This window comes from Paenibacillus agri (genome assembly GCF_013359945.1).
GTDB classification, from domain to species: Bacteria; Bacillota; Bacilli; order Paenibacillales; family Paenibacillaceae; genus Paenibacillus_AQ; species Paenibacillus_AQ agri.
On sequence record NZ_JABWCS010000217.1, the window covers coordinates 66,953 to 84,024 of the forward strand.

Annotated in this window: 16 protein-coding genes; 6 read left to right on the forward strand and 10 right to left on the reverse strand. The window is 46.5% G+C overall.

Annotated features, from left to right (window positions below):
• Window positions 1–141: 141 nt before the first annotated feature.
• Window positions 142–576: an Lrp/AsnC family transcriptional regulator gene (locus tag HPT30_RS21740; RefSeq protein ID WP_175373421.1), complete on the reverse strand. Its 435-nt coding sequence runs from the start codon at window positions 574–576 to the stop codon at window positions 142–144.
• 159 nt (window positions 577–735) lie between these two features.
• Here HPT30_RS21740 and HPT30_RS21745 point away from each other — a divergent pair, with 159 nt between their 5' ends.
• Entirely contained in the window at window positions 736–1,203 is a 468-nt protein-coding gene (locus HPT30_RS21745; RefSeq protein ID WP_175373422.1) for a VOC family protein, read from the forward strand.
• On the opposite strand, the gene HPT30_RS21750 is transcribed toward HPT30_RS21745, so the two are convergent.
• Window positions 1,169–1,333, reverse strand: a complete 165-nt coding sequence (locus HPT30_RS21750; protein WP_175373423.1) for an Imm51 family immunity protein — start codon at window positions 1,331–1,333, stop codon at window positions 1,169–1,171. The genes HPT30_RS21745 and HPT30_RS21750 overlap by 35 nt on opposite strands.
• 27 nt (window positions 1,334–1,360) lie before the next feature.
• On the reverse strand, window positions 1,361–2,509 hold the full coding sequence (locus tag HPT30_RS21755) for an SMI1/KNR4 family protein (protein WP_175373424.1): 1,149 nt from the start codon (window positions 2,507–2,509) through the stop codon (window positions 1,361–1,363).
• Window positions 2,510–2,645: 136 nt separating this feature from the next.
• Here HPT30_RS21755 and HPT30_RS21760 point away from each other — a divergent pair, with 136 nt between their 5' ends.
• Both HPT30_RS21760 and infC read left to right on the forward strand, forming a co-directional pair.
• On the forward strand, window positions 2,646–5,804 hold the full coding sequence (locus HPT30_RS21760) for a hybrid sensor histidine kinase/response regulator (RefSeq protein ID WP_246317336.1): 3,159 nt from the start codon (window positions 2,646–2,648) through the stop codon (window positions 5,802–5,804).
• A 55-nt stretch (window positions 5,805–5,859) separates the two neighbouring features.
• The gene (infC, locus tag HPT30_RS21765) at window positions 5,860–6,378 is read left to right on the forward strand and encodes a translation initiation factor IF-3 (protein ID WP_175373425.1); all 519 of its coding nucleotides are present in this window, start codon (window positions 5,860–5,862) and stop codon (window positions 6,376–6,378) included.
• Between the two features lie 189 nt (window positions 6,379–6,567).
• On the opposite strand, the gene HPT30_RS21770 is transcribed toward infC, so the two are convergent.
• The gene (locus HPT30_RS21770; RefSeq protein WP_175373426.1) at window positions 6,568–7,506 is read right to left on the reverse strand and encodes an alpha/beta hydrolase; all 939 of its coding nucleotides are present in this window, start codon (window positions 7,504–7,506) and stop codon (window positions 6,568–6,570) included.
• 22 nt (window positions 7,507–7,528) lie between these two features.
• Window positions 7,529–8,590: an LLM class flavin-dependent oxidoreductase gene (locus HPT30_RS21775; RefSeq protein ID WP_175373427.1), complete on the reverse strand. Its 1,062-nt coding sequence runs from the start codon at window positions 8,588–8,590 to the stop codon at window positions 7,529–7,531.
• 337 nt (window positions 8,591–8,927) lie between these two features.
• Between HPT30_RS21775 and HPT30_RS21780 the strand changes: the two genes are divergently transcribed.
• On the forward strand, window positions 8,928–9,509 hold the full coding sequence (locus HPT30_RS21780) for a TetR/AcrR family transcriptional regulator (protein ID WP_175373428.1): 582 nt from the start codon (window positions 8,928–8,930) through the stop codon (window positions 9,507–9,509).
• Between the two features lie 123 nt (window positions 9,510–9,632).
• Here HPT30_RS21780 and HPT30_RS21785 read toward each other — a convergent pair whose 3' ends face one another.
• The 4 genes from HPT30_RS21785 to HPT30_RS21800 are packed head-to-tail and all read right to left on the reverse strand — an operon-like array spanning window position 9,633 to window position 12,092.
• Window positions 9,633–10,565, reverse strand: coding sequence for a DsbA family protein (locus HPT30_RS21785; RefSeq protein WP_175373429.1), 933 nt, complete (start codon window positions 10,563–10,565; stop codon window positions 9,633–9,635).
• A gap of 1 nt (window position 10,566) precedes the next feature.
• Entirely contained in the window at window positions 10,567–10,983 is a 417-nt protein-coding gene (locus HPT30_RS21790; protein WP_175373430.1) for a RidA family protein, read from the reverse strand.
• Window positions 10,984–11,014: 31 nt separating this feature from the next.
• Window positions 11,015–11,662, reverse strand: a complete 648-nt coding sequence (locus HPT30_RS21795) for a helix-turn-helix transcriptional regulator (protein WP_175373431.1) — start codon at window positions 11,660–11,662, stop codon at window positions 11,015–11,017.
• A gap of 46 nt (window positions 11,663–11,708) precedes the next feature.
• Window positions 11,709–12,092 (reverse strand): YybH family protein, encoded by a 384-nt coding sequence (locus HPT30_RS21800; protein ID WP_175373432.1) that lies wholly within the window; start codon window positions 12,090–12,092, stop codon window positions 11,709–11,711.
• 178 nt (window positions 12,093–12,270) lie between these two features.
• On the opposite strand from HPT30_RS21800, the gene HPT30_RS21805 reads away from it, so the two are divergent.
• Both HPT30_RS21805 and HPT30_RS21810 read left to right on the forward strand, forming a co-directional pair.
• Window positions 12,271–13,503: a pyridoxal phosphate-dependent aminotransferase gene (locus tag HPT30_RS21805; protein WP_217622482.1), complete on the forward strand. Its 1,233-nt coding sequence runs from the start codon at window positions 12,271–12,273 to the stop codon at window positions 13,501–13,503.
• A complete protein-coding gene (locus HPT30_RS21810; protein WP_175373433.1) occupies window positions 13,496–14,968 on the forward strand; it encodes a Na+/H+ antiporter NhaC family protein in 1,473 nt (490 codons plus the stop codon). The genes HPT30_RS21805 and HPT30_RS21810 overlap by 8 nt, the downstream gene beginning before the upstream one ends.
• Before the next feature lie 109 nt (window positions 14,969–15,077).
• Here the strand turns inward: HPT30_RS21810 and HPT30_RS21815 are convergent, their stop codons facing one another.
• Window positions 15,078–17,060 carry an AraC family transcriptional regulator gene (locus tag HPT30_RS21815; protein WP_175373434.1) on the reverse strand — a complete coding sequence of 661 codons (1,983 nt, stop codon included), beginning with the start codon at window positions 17,058–17,060 and terminating at the stop codon, window positions 15,078–15,080.
• Window positions 17,061–17,072: the final 12 nt, after the last annotated feature.

The window sequence follows — 17,072 nt, forward strand, 5'->3', positions numbered from 1 at the left end:
TTGTACCTTAGCTTCATAATATCAAAAAACTTCAGCCAATGGCTGCAGTTAGGAAGATAAACTCACTATTTTTATTGGAGAAGTTTAGAAATAGTCTCATCCCTCTTCAACGAGCAGAGAATCAAGCCCTTTTAGATCCAGTTAAAGCATGATTCGGTTCTCTAAAATATTTTTCAGACTGATATGCGACTTAGAGGGTCCAAGCCTGAGCAGTGCATCTTGAAACTCAGCCAGCTCTTCCACCGATGAAGTCTGAACCTTCAACAAGTAGTTATATTCTCCGCTGATACGAAACAGATCGGTCACTTCCCTGGCTCCGGTGCAATAATCCACAAGCTCCTGGCAATGCTCGGTCTTCAAAAGAATAAATGTAGTCGTACCGCGGTTCAGTTCGCGCAATTCAAAGGACGCCGTATACCCGGAGATAATCTTTCTCTCTTCCAGCTTCACAATTCTTTCTTTCACAGACGGTTGGGACATCGATACCTCTTTGCTGATTTGCGAAATGGGCATTCGCGCATTGTGCTGTAGCAGCTGCATGATTTTTCTATCAACTTCGTCAATGATGTGTTCCAATAGGAGGACCTCCAGGTGGGATTTTTGAAAATAAACCTTTTCAGCTACAATACCTTATATTCAGTGATCTTTATACGATAAAATGCTTATTTTCCATATGTATTCTACATCTCCAATTTACTATAATCTAACACATCTTATGAATTGGAGTGATGATGAATGAGCATTAAAGGACTTGCCCATGTAGCTATTCAAGCCAAGGATTATACAGCAACTATTGCTTTTTACACAAAGGTGCTGGGGTTCCAAGTGGGGCATCATTGGAGTCTGCCTGCCTTTCAACTCAAACAAGCAACCATGCTGATCTCTCCGGATCAACGAACATGCATCGAGGTTTTTGACAACGAAGCCGTCATTCCCGCCCAAGGCAAAAAAGCAACCTCCGAAGAAGAGATCGCTTATGGCGCATTACTGCATTTTGCATTCTATGTGGAGGATGTGGAGGCTATCTATCAAAAAGCCCTTGCTCACGGCGCAAAGGCTTACGTAGAACCGGGAATTCTCTCACTTGGTGAACCACCCCTTATCGTGAAAAACGCGGTCATTCATAGTCCCAACGGAGAGATCATCGAATTTTTGGAGGACGTTGACTTCAGTCCATCTCGGAACGGGATAACAAATCATTAATTCGTTCTTCGCCCTCACAGGCTACCTTGAACCCGGCCGCGAAGCTCTGCACAGCAGCTCTATTGCTGGAGTACATGCAGAACATATCCGCCTCCGGGTCAAAGCGTAGCGTGTCCACTAACTCAGGCATGTTCTCTTCTGCGAAGGTTGCCGCTTCCTAATGAACTGCTGCTGACCTGAGCCTGCTCAACACGTCCTCAATAGCTTGCGCTGTGAAGGATAGTACTCCGCTGCGCTCAGTGATCATGCCTTGCTGGATTCTCTGATCCAGCCAGTCCGTAATCCATCCGGGAGCATAGCCGTTCTGGCCGAACTCGCCGCCAAAGGCAATCATTTTATCATAGACTTGCAGATATTCCTCTTGGCTCGTATTCGGATAAGTCTTGGTGTACAGCCAGAACTGCACATCGTACATCAATATAGATAATTCATCGGCATGGAATGAAAAATGGCCTTTGTCCTCAACAATCCTGGTGCAGACCACACGGATTTGACCCTCAATGTCCTCTGTCTCATTCACGTTGCCGCATAGCGCTGTCAGAAGGGCCGAGAATTTGCCGTGCGATACTCTTCGTAATGCTTCCTCTTTGTCCGCTTCAGAAGTATCGTAAACATCATCATTCACCAGGCCACGGATGAAAGCCTCGAAGCTCGGTGCCAGATAAGTAATGGCATAATCGCCCTCCTGATCCACGTGGATCACTTCCGGTTCACCCTCTCTGCCGCATTTGCGGTAATCCAGCATGACAACATCATGGCCTGCCGAAGGGCAGTCACAAAAAACCACACCAATATCAGGGTAGCCCCAGTCCTCAATCATGAATCGGCTGCCAAATTCACCGCCCAGCGAGTAGCTTTTCTCCCGCCCAATGCCTAGAATCCCTGAGATTGAGATGTATTCCGATCCCCAAGATTCCGTCACCTCTGTCGGAAAACATGCGTTGCGGGGGATGCCTCCATTATGCTGCTTCATCATCTCAATATAAGCAGCAGGCAGCTTATAGCCTAACTCTTCTTCCACAGAAGCAATCAACTCATCGGTCGGCGGCTCGGACACATATTCCTTCAGAGCATAGTCGCTATCATCCCAGAAATCCGAGAGCATCAACGATTCCGGGGACAGCTCGCCACGGCTCCACTCAAGCGCCTCCGCGTAACGTTCAAGATTGTTCAAAGCTCTAGCCAGCTGACTGCTTAGCTGAGGATCCCGCTCCAACGCAGGAATCTCCATAATAGTGTCCACAATTCGCTGATGCTCACCCTCTTCATGCCAAAGGGCCAGTTGCGCCAAAAGATCATTTTGCATGGTCTCCGCCTCCAGATTATAGATTGTAATAATGCAGCAAATTTTTCAATGTTGGTATTTACACTATTCTACCAGAGTGGGGCGGGAGTCACGCCCAAACTTTTTTCACCAGCAGTTCGCATAATCGTTAGGGGAAATGAGTCCGCTATATCGAATTCTTGTTATAATGATGTACATGAGAAATAATACCGTTCTGAAAAATATAGCGACGATTCTATTGTTTATCACCGTTTTGTTTGGTTTTCGAATAGCATGGCTCAGCGTTTTTACGACATCTGATTCTCCTCCTGTGGTCAATGGCGTACTGGATCTGCGCGGCCAAGACCTTGAGAAGGCGGACCTATTCAAGCTGAACGGTGAATGGAAATTCTACCCTTCCAAGTTTGTCTACCATAAGGACATTGCAGCACTACAAAATCAATCACATACGCTTAAGGTCCCGGGGGACTGGAGTGGGGCGCTGGCGAATAGCCAGGGTTCTTCTTATGGTTACGGAACCTATCAATTACGTATTCTGGTTGACCCGCTGCGTCAGCCTGTCTCTTTGTGGATCAAACAAATTCAAACCTCATCCGCTGTGGAAATCAACGGGGTCGATTCGGCCCGTGTTGGTGACCTCGCTATATCGGATAAGGCGTACAAGCCCAAAACGAGCTCTTACACTGCCCCCTACTTTGCAGAAGGCACGACAGAAATTGAAGTGCTTATTCGTGCAGCAAACTTTGATCATCCTTACAAGGGCGGCATAGAAGGTCCGGTTTTCTTTGGCAGTCAGGACAAAGTGGACAGTGTGCGCTTTATTTCTATGGGATTTCAAGCTCTTACAGCGATCATCTTGCTGCTGCATGTCTTGTATGCTTTTATTCTCTTCTTATTTAGTCCTGAAGAGCGGGTCTTGCTTCTTGTTGGGTTAATGACGCTATCCGTAGCGGTAATCATTCTGTTCCGTAATGACAGCGTGCTGTTCCTATTAACGCCGTTCAATTACACATGGGCCCTGAAGATCCGATTGATCTCTTCCATGTGGCAGCTCTTTTTTATCATGCTTGTGTTCAGAAAGTTTATTGCTGCACCTACGAACAACAAAGGGGTATACCTGTTCACCGCGGCAATTTCGCTCTATACAGTATTCCTGCTGGTGTCACCAGCTCGATGGGTGAGTGAGTCCATCCACTTAGGCGTGTTTAACTTCTTTCTTTTTTCACCTTTCATTTGGCTCATCTATATCATGGGGATTATGCTCTTCAGGAAGCAGAAGGACAAGGATGTTGTCTTCATGCTGCTCTCAGCAGCGGGAATTATTTCTAATCTGCTCTGGAACATATGGGGCTCCTTGCTTGTCTACTATCCGATAGATATCATTGCTGCGATTGTGGGCTTCTCTGCCTATTGGTTCAAGAAATACTTTCAGAATGCCACGGAAAATGCCCAGCTCAACGAACAACTCAAGAAAGCAGACAAGCTAAAGGATCAATTTCTCGCCAACACGTCACATGAGCTGCGAACACCGCTGCACGGCATTATGAACATCGCGCAGAACGTGGTCACCAAAGAAAATGAGAAGCTGTACGAGAGCAGCCGCAAAGATATGGAACTACTAATCACCATCAGCCGCCGTATGTCTCATATGCTCGGAGATCTGCTGGATGTGGCTCGTCTTCAAGAGCATCGTATTACCCTGCACCAGGAGCCTTTACAAATCCAGTCCGTAGTCCCTGGCGTAATTGGTATGCTTAAATTTATGATTGAAGGCAAACCGGTGCAGTTGACCATGAATCTTCCAGACACTACACCTCCCGTTCTCGCCGATGAGAAAAGATTGGTGCAAGTGCTATATAATCTGGTTCACAATGCCCTCAAATACACCGAGGAAGGTACGATCTCCATCTCAACAGAAGTGCAGCATGGACGCGCGATAATACATGTCTCGGATACGGGTGTGGGCATGAACAAGGAGACCCAGGCACGGATATTCCGTCCGTATGAGCAAGGTGCTCATGGCATTAGCGACGGGAGAGGCATCGGGCTTGGCCTGAGCATATGCAAGCAGCTGGTGGAATTGCATGGAGGCACATTAACCGTTCGCTCCGAGATTGGCAAGGGCTCCGTATTCAGCTTTGATCTGCCTCTTGCGGATTCATTCAATCAGCAGACGGTAACACCTGCCGCGGCTCTTTATCCGATTACGGATGCGGCTAAGGAGCAATTAGCAGAGTGGATTTTTCCGGAACATGAATGGAGCGGGCTGGATATCCCTATGCAGATTCCGCCGCTGCTGACAAAGAAGAAAGTTAACATTCTGGCAGTGGATGACGATCCCGTGAATCTGAATGTACTCATGGGAATTCTTTCGACAGAGCCCTATACCATTACCACGGCAAATTCAGCACGCGAGGTGCTGGAACTGCTGGACAAGGAGCAATGGGATCTGCTGATTGCCGATGTGATGATGCCACACATGTCTGGCTACGAGTTGACACAAAAGGTACGGGAGCATTACTCCTTATCGGAGCTTCCGGTGCTACTGCTAACCGCACGTAGTCAGCCGGCCGATATTTACACTGGATTCTTGTCCGGTGCTAACGATTATGTTACCAAGCCAGTAGACGCGGTTGAGCTGAGGTACCGGATTAGAGCACTCACGGAGCTAAAGCAATCTATCAATGAACGTTTGCGCATAGAAGCCGCTTATCTGCAAGCCCAGATTCATCCGCATTTTCTATTCAATACGCTGAATTCGATTATGGCGCTGAGCGATCTCGATACACAAAAAATGCAACAGCTGGTGGGGGCGTTCACATCCTTTTTGCGGATTAGCTTTGACTTTCTTAATACAGGCGAACTGGTCGAACTTTCCCACGAACTGGATCTGGTTAAAGCCTATCTGCATATTGAGCAAGAACGTTTTTCAGACAGACTGACTATTGAATGGGAGGTTGAGCCGGATATCAGCGGTCTACAGGTGCCTCCGCTCTCCATACAGCCACTGGTGGAGAATGCCGTCAAGCATGGTCTGCTTAGCCGGAATGTAGGAGGGACACTTCATATCCGGATCACCCATCTGGATCGTTCCACACTTGTAGAAGTAAGTGATAATGGTAAAGGGATGGAGCAAGACAGAGTGACTGCGTTGTTAAATCCTTCTCTGAAGGGTAAAGGTGGTATCGGATTGTCCAATACAAACCGGCGTTTGACGCAGTTATATGGGCAAGGGCTGTCTATTCACAGCAGACCTGAAGAAGGAACCACGGTGTCCTTTGTCATACCGGATCGTGGGGATAAGCTAAAGGATTAACTTAAATGTACGATTTGATCGATTTACATTGTTATCTATAGGAGGTTTCATTCACATGGCAGTATTCATTAATGAACAAATAAGGGCATCAGAGGTCGATCTCACTGGAATCCGAGGCGAGAAGCTTGGCATTGTCTCCACAAAAGAGGCGCTGGCTATGGCCCGCTCAGCCGGGGCAGACCTGGTGTGTACCTCGCTAATGAGTAGTCCTCCCCCTTGCAGCCTGATGGCAAAAGGAAAAGCCAAAGCGGCCGCGCAGAAGGAATCGTCAGCGGTACGCAAGGGTGATGCCGGACGAGCTGCCGGGAAGGGCAGTAAGGAGAAGGTTAAAGAGCTGCGCTTCACCGCTCATATCGAAGAGCATGATTACGACACCAAGCTACGCCAGGCCGATAAGCATCTGCGGTCCGGCAAGCCGGTACAATTGGTCGTAAAGGCCTCCGGCGCAAAAGAAGCTGCGGCCGCCAAGACTGTGATAGAACGACTAGTGGCGGATCTGAAAGAGGCCGGAGTAAAGGATACTGGCATCCAGACCGGCGGCAAAGGCTCGCAGGTGAAGCTAAATCCCCGCTGATCCTCAAACAAAAATACTAATCAGCCGCATAACCAGACCACGAACGAAAAGCATCCGTCACACTTTTTATAGTGAAACAGGATGCTTTTCGTTCGTTTAGAGATCCTTCAGTTGGAGTGATTCCTATGGACAGCCCGTGTAGTGATTCCAACTTTGTTGTATCGTGTTTATTCTCTCTATAATTTTTATTTAAGGATGAAGCGCTCTTGCCAGTGCGTCTACATAACTATTGCTGACGCGCTGGCTTATTTCCGCTTGCGGAACCATCACTTCAAAGCTGTGGAAGGTACCGGGATAAAGGTGAAATTCGACGTCTACACCCGCTTGGGCAAGGCGCGTCACATATTCGATCGTCTCATCCCGGAACAGATCGAGTTGTCCTACGCACGTATAGGTCGGTGGCAGCCCCGCCAAGCTTTCCGCTCTCGACGGCACCGCATATGGGGACAACCCGCTGTCTTCAGTACGATTGCCCTGGTACATGTTCCAGGCCGTCAAATTGTTTGTTCGGTTCCACGTTGCGTTATCGGCCGTAATTTCATGACTTGACGCCGTAATATTCCGGTCGTCAATCATCGGATACAGCGGCATTTGGAAGATGAGGGCCGGACCGCCTTTGTCGCGAGCCATTAAAGCAAGCGCTGCGGTCAGACCGCCGCCCCCGCTTGCACCAGCAATTGCGACTCGATCCAAGTCGATGCCCAGCAGTTCAGCTTCGTCCGTCATCCATGTCAAGGCGGTATAACAGTCATCGATAGCAGCTGGGTAGGGGTGCTCGGGAGCAAGCCGATAATCGACCGATACGACAACGCATTTAGCCGCCTGCACGAAACGTTCGCACAAAGCGTCGTCCATATCAGGATGCCCCATTACGTAGCCTCCCCCGTGAATCCATAGCAAGGCTGGAAGCTTGGCGCCAGTTCGCTGGGCAGGTTCGTAGATTTTGACTAACATCTCACCCGCTACACTCGGAATCATCCGGCTTGTCGTGTGTACGTGCTCTGATTTCTCAATGGGAGGACCCGTTAAATAGCTTCTGCTTAGCTCTAAATTTTCCTCCAGTTGAAAACCAGGAAATTCTGCTAATACCGACCTTAATTCTGGCAATACCCGACTTTCAAAATCCATTCGAACCACTCCTATAATTGAATTATGATCTTTTCTCCGTCTCAACTTCCCATTTGGTTATTTCCTCCCGAACCCGGGGTGCTACTTCTGTTCCCAACAGCTCAATGGCTCTCATCACTTCTGCATGCGGCATCGTGCTTAAAGGAACATATAGCATAAAACGTGTAACGCCTACATTTTTGCGAAGGTGAATAATCTTCTGGGCAACAGTCTCGGGATCGCCGACATACAGTGCACCTTCAAAGCTGCGCGCGGCATCGTAGCTGGAACGATCATAATGCCCCCAGCCGCGTTCCTTACCTAATCTATTCATACCTGCCATGGTAGAAGGAAAAAAAGTATCTGCAGCTCGTTCAGTATTCTCTCCAACAAATCCTATCGAGTGCGCCCCAACCTTAAGCCGTGATTCGTCATGACCAGCGTGCGCTGCTGCCATCTTATAAAGCTGCACGAGCGGTGCAAAATCCGTCGGTTTTCCACCAATGATCGCCAGCATCAGCGGCAGTCCTAACAGACCTGCACGGATAGCAGACTCCTGTCTGCCCCCACTGCCAATCCATATCGGCAAAGAATTCTGAACGGGCCGCGGATACACGCCCAAATGGTTAATCGCCGGCCGATGCCCGCCCTTCCAGGTTACTTTTTCGGACTCCCGTATTTTAAGAAGCAATTCCAAATGTTCTTCAAAAAGCTCATCATAGTCATTCAAGTCATAGCCAAACAGCGGAAAAGATTCAATAAAGGAACCCCGGCCCGCTATAATCTCCGCACGTCCATTTGAAATGCCATCCAGCGTAGCAAAATCCTGAAAAACGCGCACTGGATCAACTGAAGAGAGCACCGTCACTGCACTGGTCAGCCGAATCCGCTTCGTCTGAGATGCAGCCGCAGACAGCACAAGTGCTGGTGAAGATGCCGCATAATCCTTACGATGATGCTCACCTACGCCAAACACATCAAGTCCCACTTGATCAGCAAGGACAATTTCCTCCACAACTTCACGCAATCGCTGTGCATGACTCATCACTTCACCAGTCTGAGTGTCCGGCTTTGTTTCTACAAACGAAGTAATACCTATCTCCATACTCACTCTCTCCTATTCCATAGCTTTCTCTGTCAGCATTATTCCGGTTCTTTTCAAGCAGGTTGATATGTATGCCCTATTTCCATGAACTTTAAATATCGATAAAATATCATACTAATCGGTATGTTATTTACCAGTTAATATAAATGCAAAAAACGAGAATTGTCAAGGAATATTGTGAAAACATCTTATTGATCCGACCTGAATTTGACATTATACACGGATAATTATAAAATAATAACGTACTATTCGGTACGTATATAAAGGCCACTAGCCGTTGCATATGACTTGAATCATTGAGCAATTAAAAAAACAAGAGTAACGAGAGGTATTGATTATGGGACGAATCCGCGAATTTGACGAAGAAAAAGTATTAGATGCAGCTATGCAACTATTTTGGGAGAAGGGATATGAAGCTACCTCATTAAGCGATTTAACTTCCAGAATGGGAATCCAACGACCCAGTATATACTCAGCTTTTGGAGGCAAAGAAGAATTGTTCGAAGCCGCGCTACGCAAATACACGAAGTCCCGTGCTTCTCTTATCCGAACCAGACTTCAAAGCAATCCATCTGTAAAAGAAGCATTTCATACTTTTTTTGAAAGTGTGGTTGATGATGAGTATGCAGAAAGCCCTAGAAAAGGATGCTTTTGCATCAATACAATGGTTGAACTTGCACCTCATGATGAGAAATTCGAAATTCTTACAAGGGAACATCAAATGTTCCTAGCGGTCATATTTCAAGAAACCATTGAACGAGGCATACAATCAGGCGAGCTCGAAAGCGGGTTAAATGCGAAGGCTGTATCACAGGCGCTAATCATATCGTTAATTGGGTTAACCGTAATGTTGAAGTCTCGTCCAGAACGATCATTTATTGATAATTCGATAGAGGTGACACTTACACTCCTTAAGTAATTCGGAATTTCTTAAATAACCAATCCACTCTTCTAAAACTGGAGATACAACACGAAAAAGCCCCATTGGCGTTCCGGACCTTTAACATCCGGTCGCTCAATGAGGCTGACAATCTAAGAAAATCTAATTTACATTTCTCCAGAAAAATCCGAATTTCACAGGAACGCACTCGACTAGCCCTGCTTGCTCCAAACGCTGCAATTCAGCCAAAGTCTCTTCTCTCGAACCATCGAGCATGATACGGATTTCCTCAGTACCCAGGAAATTGTATTTCTGCAGCAACTGTTTAGCCGTGTATACCTTTTGATTCGGTTGCAAAGCGTCTTTGGCCACCTTGTTCAGCGCTTCAACATAATGTTGATAAGGACGATAGCCGGATACTCTGGCACCCTGTCCTTCTTCATCAACGATGAGAATCGTCGGGAAACCTCTAACCCCTAATTCCGCACCCTCTTCAATCTCTTGATAGAACAGCTCTGCCGTTGCAGGATCATGATAACTGCGTTTGAATCGTTCCGTATCTAAACCGACATCAATGGACGCCTGGATAAGGGCTTCTTCCTTGGCAATGTTGACCTTCTCCAGGAACACCATCTCCCGAAGACGTCTCAAGTAGGCGTCCGCCTGTTCCTTCCCTTGTAGCTGGGCCGCTTTGAACGCGATTGAAGGCGGGTAAGAGGAATGAAGCGGATCCTCCAGCCAAACATCACCGTCCATAGACATGCCGGACTGTTCGGCAATTTCTTCCCAATGATGAGCCACATCAGATGGCTTGGAAATGCCATTACCTCCATCGGAGAAATGCTCCCATCCCGGCAGCAGCCCGCCCATCCGGTATTCAATCGTCAGCAGCGGGGCATATTCCTCCTCTAGCTTACGGATATACGGCTCCAGCGCCCAGCAAGCAGAACAGATCGGATCGGTATAATAGATAACTCTGAATTTACGTACGGGTGCTAGCTCGACCTTGACCATCTCATAATCTTGTCCGTCTTCATGCTCAGAACACAGCCCTGTTTCGAGATCACAGGAGATCATTTTATTGTTCTCCGCCATTTCAATTCCCCCCACTTAACAGAGGGAGACTTGTCCCTCCCTTGTATGCGATACATTCAATTTCAACAAGTGCGTCTTTGGGTAATTTGGCGATTTGGACAGCCGCCCGTGCCGGTAGAATTTCACCTGTGAAATAACTGCCATAAATCTCATTAACCGTTGCAAAATCATCCATACTGCTAAGGAAAATCGTGGTTTTTACGACCTCTTCCAGACTTACAGCAGCTGCTTCGAGCACTGCCTTGAGATTATCCAGTACGCGATGGGTCTGTGATGTAATTCCGCCGCTAACCATCAGACCCGTCTGCGGATCAAGCGGGATTTGCCCGGAAACAAATAGGAAATCTCCAGCCAAGACAGCTTGTGAGTAGGGCCCAATAGCTTGAGGGGCATGCGGAGTGCTCACTTGTGTTTTCATGAAAAAAATCTCCTTTAGTAGTTAGAGTTAATTAGAGTTCTTTGAGATAGCGATAGATCGTCTGATCTGAAGTTTCGAGTCGTTGGGCCACCTCGGAGACAGCTCCCTTTAATAGAAAGACTCCTTTATCATTAAGATCCTTTACGATTTCTTTCTTCTCATCAATCATCAAACGGGAGACCTCCAGTTTGTATTTATGAATTGCTTCCGTAATAAAATTATGTAGCAATTCTTCCATGGAGTTCGTGAACAATTCTTTTTCCGGTCCGGTAGGATCTTCTTGCTCTTCCGGTTCCATTAATAGATCCTTGATTAGCATTTGGGCTTGCTTCAGCGCCGTAGTATCCACATTTACACATAACATAGCAATCACATTCTTATCCTCATCCTTGATAAAGAAGGTGGACGAACGCAGCATTTGATCTTTACCTGTAACTTTTCCGGGGTAGTTGGCAATAAACGCCTTGGTTTCATATTCCTTGTCATGAATAATCTGAAGAGCAAAATCGGTTATTGTTCCTCCAACCTGTCTTTCAGTAATATGATTGTTGCTAATGGCTACAATAGAGCTTTCAAGTTGACGAAGATCATGTAAAATAACCTCACAATTCTTCCCGCAAATACTCGCGATAAACTCCACCATAGGTTTATATGAGTTAATAATTTCATCGGGTGACAAAAAAACCTCTCCTTTATCCAATGTCCCTCCATAGGAGGGGCCAGCTTTATGCCTGCAATGCCCATTCCAAACCATGAGGATTATCAATAATTAATACCCACGTACCATCCGGCTGACGGCGAACGACATCAGAGGACTGACCTTGAACCCGGACCTCACCGCTTAACGGGTCCTTCATAGTCCACTTCGAAATGACAAGTGCCGTATCTTCAAATTCCAGCACCTTCTTAGGCGTCAGCTCAAAATCAAGATTGAGTTCTATCATTTGACTAAGTCCTTCACGGACAGCATTCCATCCCTTTACGACAACACCCGGCTGGGCCACAAATACAGCTTCAGGATCATACAACGTCAGTAGCTTGTCCAGGTCACCTGTCGGAAATAATCTATTAATTCCTTCTAGTACCTCAATCGGTGTATTTGCTGCCAAAATGGCACCTCCTAAAAATAGCTTAAATTTTATAATAATAATAATTTATCATGTTGACATTTTTTTATCAAGTGGTTATGATTTGGACTAACAATACATGAAACGAAACATGACACATAAAACGAATTGAGTCATGTAATGTTACATGAAATTATAAATCGATGGGTGGGAGCGTAAAATGGATATCAAAAATAACATGCGTGAGGGTTTCAAAGACTTACAAGGGGGGCTTTTTGCCAGTGTGCACAAGGCAGATGTAGGAAATGCCGTATCGGATCTGATGAAAAGAGGCGTTGATCTAATGTGTTGGGCGGACCCCTTTTTCCCTGACCTTGTGATTCCGCAGAATGTAAAACAATCTGTCATAGATTCCATTGATAAAGGAATGGCTACCCATTACACAATGCCCATCGGTAATAGTGACCTTAAACAGGCGATAGCCGTCAAATTAAAGGAAGATAACCATATGAATGTCGATCCAGACCGGAATATTCTAATTACACCGGGTTCAGACTCCGGTTTAATGTTTGCGATGATGCCCTTCATCGGAGAGGGTGACGAAGTACTTATTCCTGCTCCCAGCTATCCAAGTAATTTCCTTAATCCAAAGCTGCTGGGCGGCATTGCAGTGCCCGTCCCCCTAAAAGAAGAGAATAACTACCAAATTGAGATTGAGGAATTCGAGAAAAGAGTTTCTCCGCAAACAAAAATGGTTCTTCTGACGAACCCGAACAATCCTACAAGTACTGTATTAAGACGCGACAGCCTTGAGAAAATTGCCACGTTTGTCATTGAGCATGATTTGGTGCTGGTTGTAGACCAAGCATTCGAAGATGCAATCTATGATGACATCGAGTTTGTCTCAATAGCAACATTGCCTGGAATGTGGGAGCGAACGATCAGTGTATTTTCAATTTCTAAAGGGATGGGACTAAGCGGCTTCAGAGTAGGCTATCTGGTTGCAGATGACAAAATTATCGACGTATTGTACGGCTGTACTGTGAATGTAATCGGAGCGACGAATACTTCTGCACAAATCGGAGCCATAGCGGCAATGAAGGACCGCAGCTTTGTGAAAGAATACAATGCTATCTTTGACCGTAGACGGAAAGCTGTCTATGAAATCATGAATTCCATTCCAGGCGTGTCTATGGCCATGCCGGAGAGCGGATTTCTCTCTTGGGTGAATATTTCAAAATTAGGGACTTCCGCCGAAATTAGCAAATATCTAATTGATCATGCCAACGTTGTAGTTAATGAAGGTACACCATACGGTGTAGGGGGCGAAGGATACATTCGTATCGTTCATGGCTGCTATAAAGACGATAATGTCCTCTACGCGGCACTGGAACGTATAAAACAAGCATTAATTCAATTGGACATCGACAAGGGGGTAGCGGCTCATGGATAACACTACTTTAGAATTCAGAGGCGGAAAGTCAATGGCATTCATTCCAATAGCGCTTTTCCTGGTATTCTGTATCCTGTTCTTTACCGTATTTAAGGTTTTCGATATGACGGGACTAGCCATGTGCGCGTTTCTTTCCATCATCATCGGCGGAGCATTTTCCAAAGATTATAAAAAGTACTGGAACGCTGTTATCCTAAAAGGCATCGGTAGCCCGATGGCCATTACGATTGCGACCGTTCTGCTTGTGATCGGGATGTTCTCCAAGCTAATGGCTAAGAGTGGTGTGGCCGAAGGGTTTGCATGGCTTGCTAATATGTTAGGTTTGCACGGTGGTGCGTTCACCTTATTCACTTTTATCTCGGTATGCATCATTTCTGCTTCGACAGGAACATCGATCGGAACACTGTTCACAGCTTTTCCTGTATTCTTCGCATCCGGAATATTGCTGGGAGCTGATCCAGTAGTATTGGCCAGCGCTATTTTATCCGGTGCTATATTCGGGGATAACATTGCGCCAATCTCAGATACCACTGTAGCCTCAGCTTCTACACAAGCCTATACCCGTAAGGAAGGAACGGCGGAAATCGCCGGCGTGGTGACCACCCGGTTCAAATTTGCTTTAGCCGGAAGTATTCTTGCTTGCATCTTCTTCTATGTATTCGGCTCCAGCAACAAGGTAATCGCGACCGGTGTAGCTACACTGGGGAATGCGACTCCTAAAGGCCTTATTATGTTGATTCCGGTAGTTGCTCTGCTTATTGTGGCAGTGAAGACAAGAGATATATTCAAAGCTATTCCGGTTGGGATCGCAGTAGGTATAGTCGTTGGTTTGATTTCCGGAGTATTTACGTGGACAGATGTCTTCTCCTTAAAGGATGGTGCTGTGAAAGGGTTCCTGTTTGAAGGTTTTAACAATATGGTCAGCACGGTACTGTTCGTTCTGTCGCTCTTCGGAATAATGGGTATACTCATAGCGAGCTCAACCATGGACAGGATCGCTAGCTATATTTGTAAAAGTCGTATGGCTAAAAGCGTACAGGGTGCCGAGTTGGCCATAGCGGGAGGCACGATCATTGCTACAGCTCTGGTAGGCGGGGTGACGAGCGCTTCGATCCTTACCTTTGGTCCAGTTGCAGATGAGATTGGAAAACGTAAAAATCTCCATCCATTCCGGCGTGCTGTTCTTGTGGATTGCTTCTCGATGACCATTGCAGCAGTTATCCCCTTCCTAAGCGCCTTTATCTTTATTGTTACTTCAATTATTGGCTCCTTAAGAACCGAATACAGCTTTATACCGGAAATCAATCCCGTCTCCTTATTCTTGACCTCCTTTTATCCATTATGTCTGTTCGTTGTTCTCATCTTTTCTGTTCTGACCGGCTGGGGCCGCAAATTCGAAGGCCCTGGTGGTAATCCAGTCACTGAGTACACAGAAGACATGGCTATCAACACAGTTAAAGTATAAATGACTCCTGACTCTCGTAAGAGTAAAAGCGACAGCAGCTATATCTGGTCCTACGAAGAATAAGGGCGCCCCATGGGGCGCCCTTATTCAAGCGTAAGAAGTGCAGATATTATTTTCCAAGGAAGCTCTTAATAATAAAGTCCAGATGAGCTTCCATAGATACAGCATCATTATAATAAGAACCTTTGGCATTCATAAAAAACACACGGTTCTCTTTTACAGCAGGAAGGCTCTTCCATAAGGGACTGCCATACACCACATCCGGGTCACCGTCGTCCCATCCCCAGTTACTCGTAAAGATATAATCACCAGCGTATTCCGGCAGCTGCTCCAGAGATAAGTCAGCAAATCCTTCGTGTTTGTCCAGGACCTCCTCCTGAATAATCTTAGGGGCCTTCAAGCCAAGCTCTCCGTACAGAATTTCACCGCCCCTGGCATAAAAATCGCCAAATGCATAAATTCCCTTCGCATACGGCTGGAGGATGGAAACTGTTCTGTCACCTACGACCTCCTGTATTTGCGGTTTATATTCATTGATTTTCCGGTCCCACTCTTTGACCCAGTCCTGTGCGGCCTGCTCCTTGCCTGCAAGCTTCCCGTATTCGAGCATCAGATCTTTGTAAGAATACTTTCCATATTCTATACGAACGACCGGGGCGATTTTGTCCAACTCTTTGTAGGTTGGCTCCATCACATCGGCAGCGACTACAATAATGAGATCAGGCTGCAGGCTTAAGATTTTCTCTGGCGAGAATGTGTCACCAACAGCTTCTACTCCGTCCACCAAGCCTTTCAGGAACGGATTCTTTAGAGCATCACTTTGTGCCCCCACCGGTTTGACGCCTAGTGCAAGTAAATTACCGGTAAAACTACCCGTCAGATCTACTATTCGCTGTGGATTCGCCGGAATCACCACAGTTCCTTGACTGTCCGTATAGTTTTTGGTTAAAGCCGCTTGAGACGACTGTGCTGGAGATGCATCATTAGAACTCTGACCTGATACTGCAGTACCTCCTGTGCCAGAAGCGCTGTTTCCTGTACTCGTACTACCACTTGAACAGGCACTAAGCAACAACATCATACATAACAGCAATGTTGCTGTCGCCATAGAGGCTGATTTGTATTGTTTGTACATATGTATATCCCCTTTTCCATACAATTGATAATTATTCTCACATTCATTATCAATATATCGAATCGGAATGCCAGGCACAATGGCAGATCGGGAAGCATTAAAGGGCAATTTGGGAACTAAATGTTCAATGCGTCCCTTCGTTCTGAACAATGCAGGCGCTACACCATAATGCTTCTTGAAGCTACGGCTCAGTGAATGTGCATCAGGGTAGCCTACACGCTGAGCAATCTCTTGCAAGGTACCTTCTGAATCTATTAATAGCTGCGCGGCCTTGTTCATACGAATTTGTGTGAGAAGGCGAATCGGGCTTTCCTTCATTCTGCTTTTGAACAGCTTAGTCAAATATCTCGTACTGCAATCTAACAGGTCCGCCATCACCTCAAGTGTTATAGGCTCCATATAGCGGTCATTCATGAATCGGAGTGCCTGTGCCACCAGATCAGGCCGCATAGGTTCAATACCCTGTTGCTGCATCTGGCTTAACAGTTCATATACGAATTGATAGAACAGCGTTCTTGCATGTAACTTTTCCAACGGCGCAGACTTCATCCACTCTTGAAACATAAGCTCCACCTGGCCGAGCAGTGAGAGCGGATATAACGGTACGAATGAATATTGAAGCTGAAACGGTTTGTTTGGCCCCAGCAGCCGTGACTGTTCCTGAGCCGCTGGCCATGTCAGTCCAGCTTTGTATAATACCAAATAATACTCAAGCTGGTCTTCAACTGCGATGTCAAGACGCGAGCCTTTCCCTCCATGCAGGACGTGGAACCGATTCACGCTATACATTGAATTATCCAGCCAAATTGTTGCACGGCCGCTAACCACATACACAAAAGTACTAGCCGGAAGAGAGTACTCCACCGACGTTTCCCCCTGCTCCAGCAGTATATACCGTACATCCATTATTTTCACCGAAGTATGGTTCCACAGCATAATATGCTCATTCAAGTTCATCGCAGTGCATCA

What these genes read in the sequence shown, in the direction of transcription:
- HPT30_RS21785 (WP_175373429.1), bottom strand. Translation starts at nt 10,565, where the DNA reads ATGGCGGAGAACAATAAAATGATCTCCTGTGATCTCGAAACAGGGCTG.
- HPT30_RS21815 (WP_175373434.1), bottom strand. Translation starts at nt 17,060, where the DNA reads ATGAACTTGAATGAGCATATTATGCTGTGGAACCATACTTCGGTGAAA.
- HPT30_RS21790 (WP_175373430.1), bottom strand. Translation starts at nt 10,983, where the DNA reads ATGAAAACACAAGTGAGCACTCCGCATGCCCCTCAAGCTATTGGGCCC.
- HPT30_RS21805 (WP_217622482.1), top strand. Translation starts at nt 12,271, where the DNA reads ATGGATATCAAAAATAACATGCGTGAGGGTTTCAAAGACTTACAAGGG.
- HPT30_RS21770 (WP_175373426.1), bottom strand. Translation starts at nt 7,506, where the DNA reads ATGGATTTTGAAAGTCGGGTATTGCCAGAATTAAGGTCGGTATTAGCA.
- HPT30_RS21755 (WP_175373424.1), bottom strand. Translation starts at nt 2,509, where the DNA reads ATGCAAAATGATCTTTTGGCGCAACTGGCCCTTTGGCATGAAGAGGGT.
- HPT30_RS21810 (WP_175373433.1), top strand. Translation starts at nt 13,496, where the DNA reads ATGGATAACACTACTTTAGAATTCAGAGGCGGAAAGTCAATGGCATTC.
- infC (WP_175373425.1), top strand. Translation starts at nt 5,860, where the DNA reads ATGGCAGTATTCATTAATGAACAAATAAGGGCATCAGAGGTCGATCTC.
- HPT30_RS21775 (WP_175373427.1), bottom strand. Translation starts at nt 8,590, where the DNA reads ATGGAGATAGGTATTACTTCGTTTGTAGAAACAAAGCCGGACACTCAG.
- HPT30_RS21780 (WP_175373428.1), top strand. Translation starts at nt 8,928, where the DNA reads ATGGGACGAATCCGCGAATTTGACGAAGAAAAAGTATTAGATGCAGCT.
- HPT30_RS21760 (WP_246317336.1), top strand. Translation starts at nt 2,646, where the DNA reads ATGAGTCCGCTATATCGAATTCTTGTTATAATGATGTACATGAGAAAT.
- HPT30_RS21745 (WP_175373422.1), top strand. Translation starts at nt 736, where the DNA reads ATGAGCATTAAAGGACTTGCCCATGTAGCTATTCAAGCCAAGGATTAT.
- HPT30_RS21750 (WP_175373423.1), bottom strand. Translation starts at nt 1,333, where the DNA reads ATGCCTGAGTTAGTGGACACGCTACGCTTTGACCCGGAGGCGGATATG.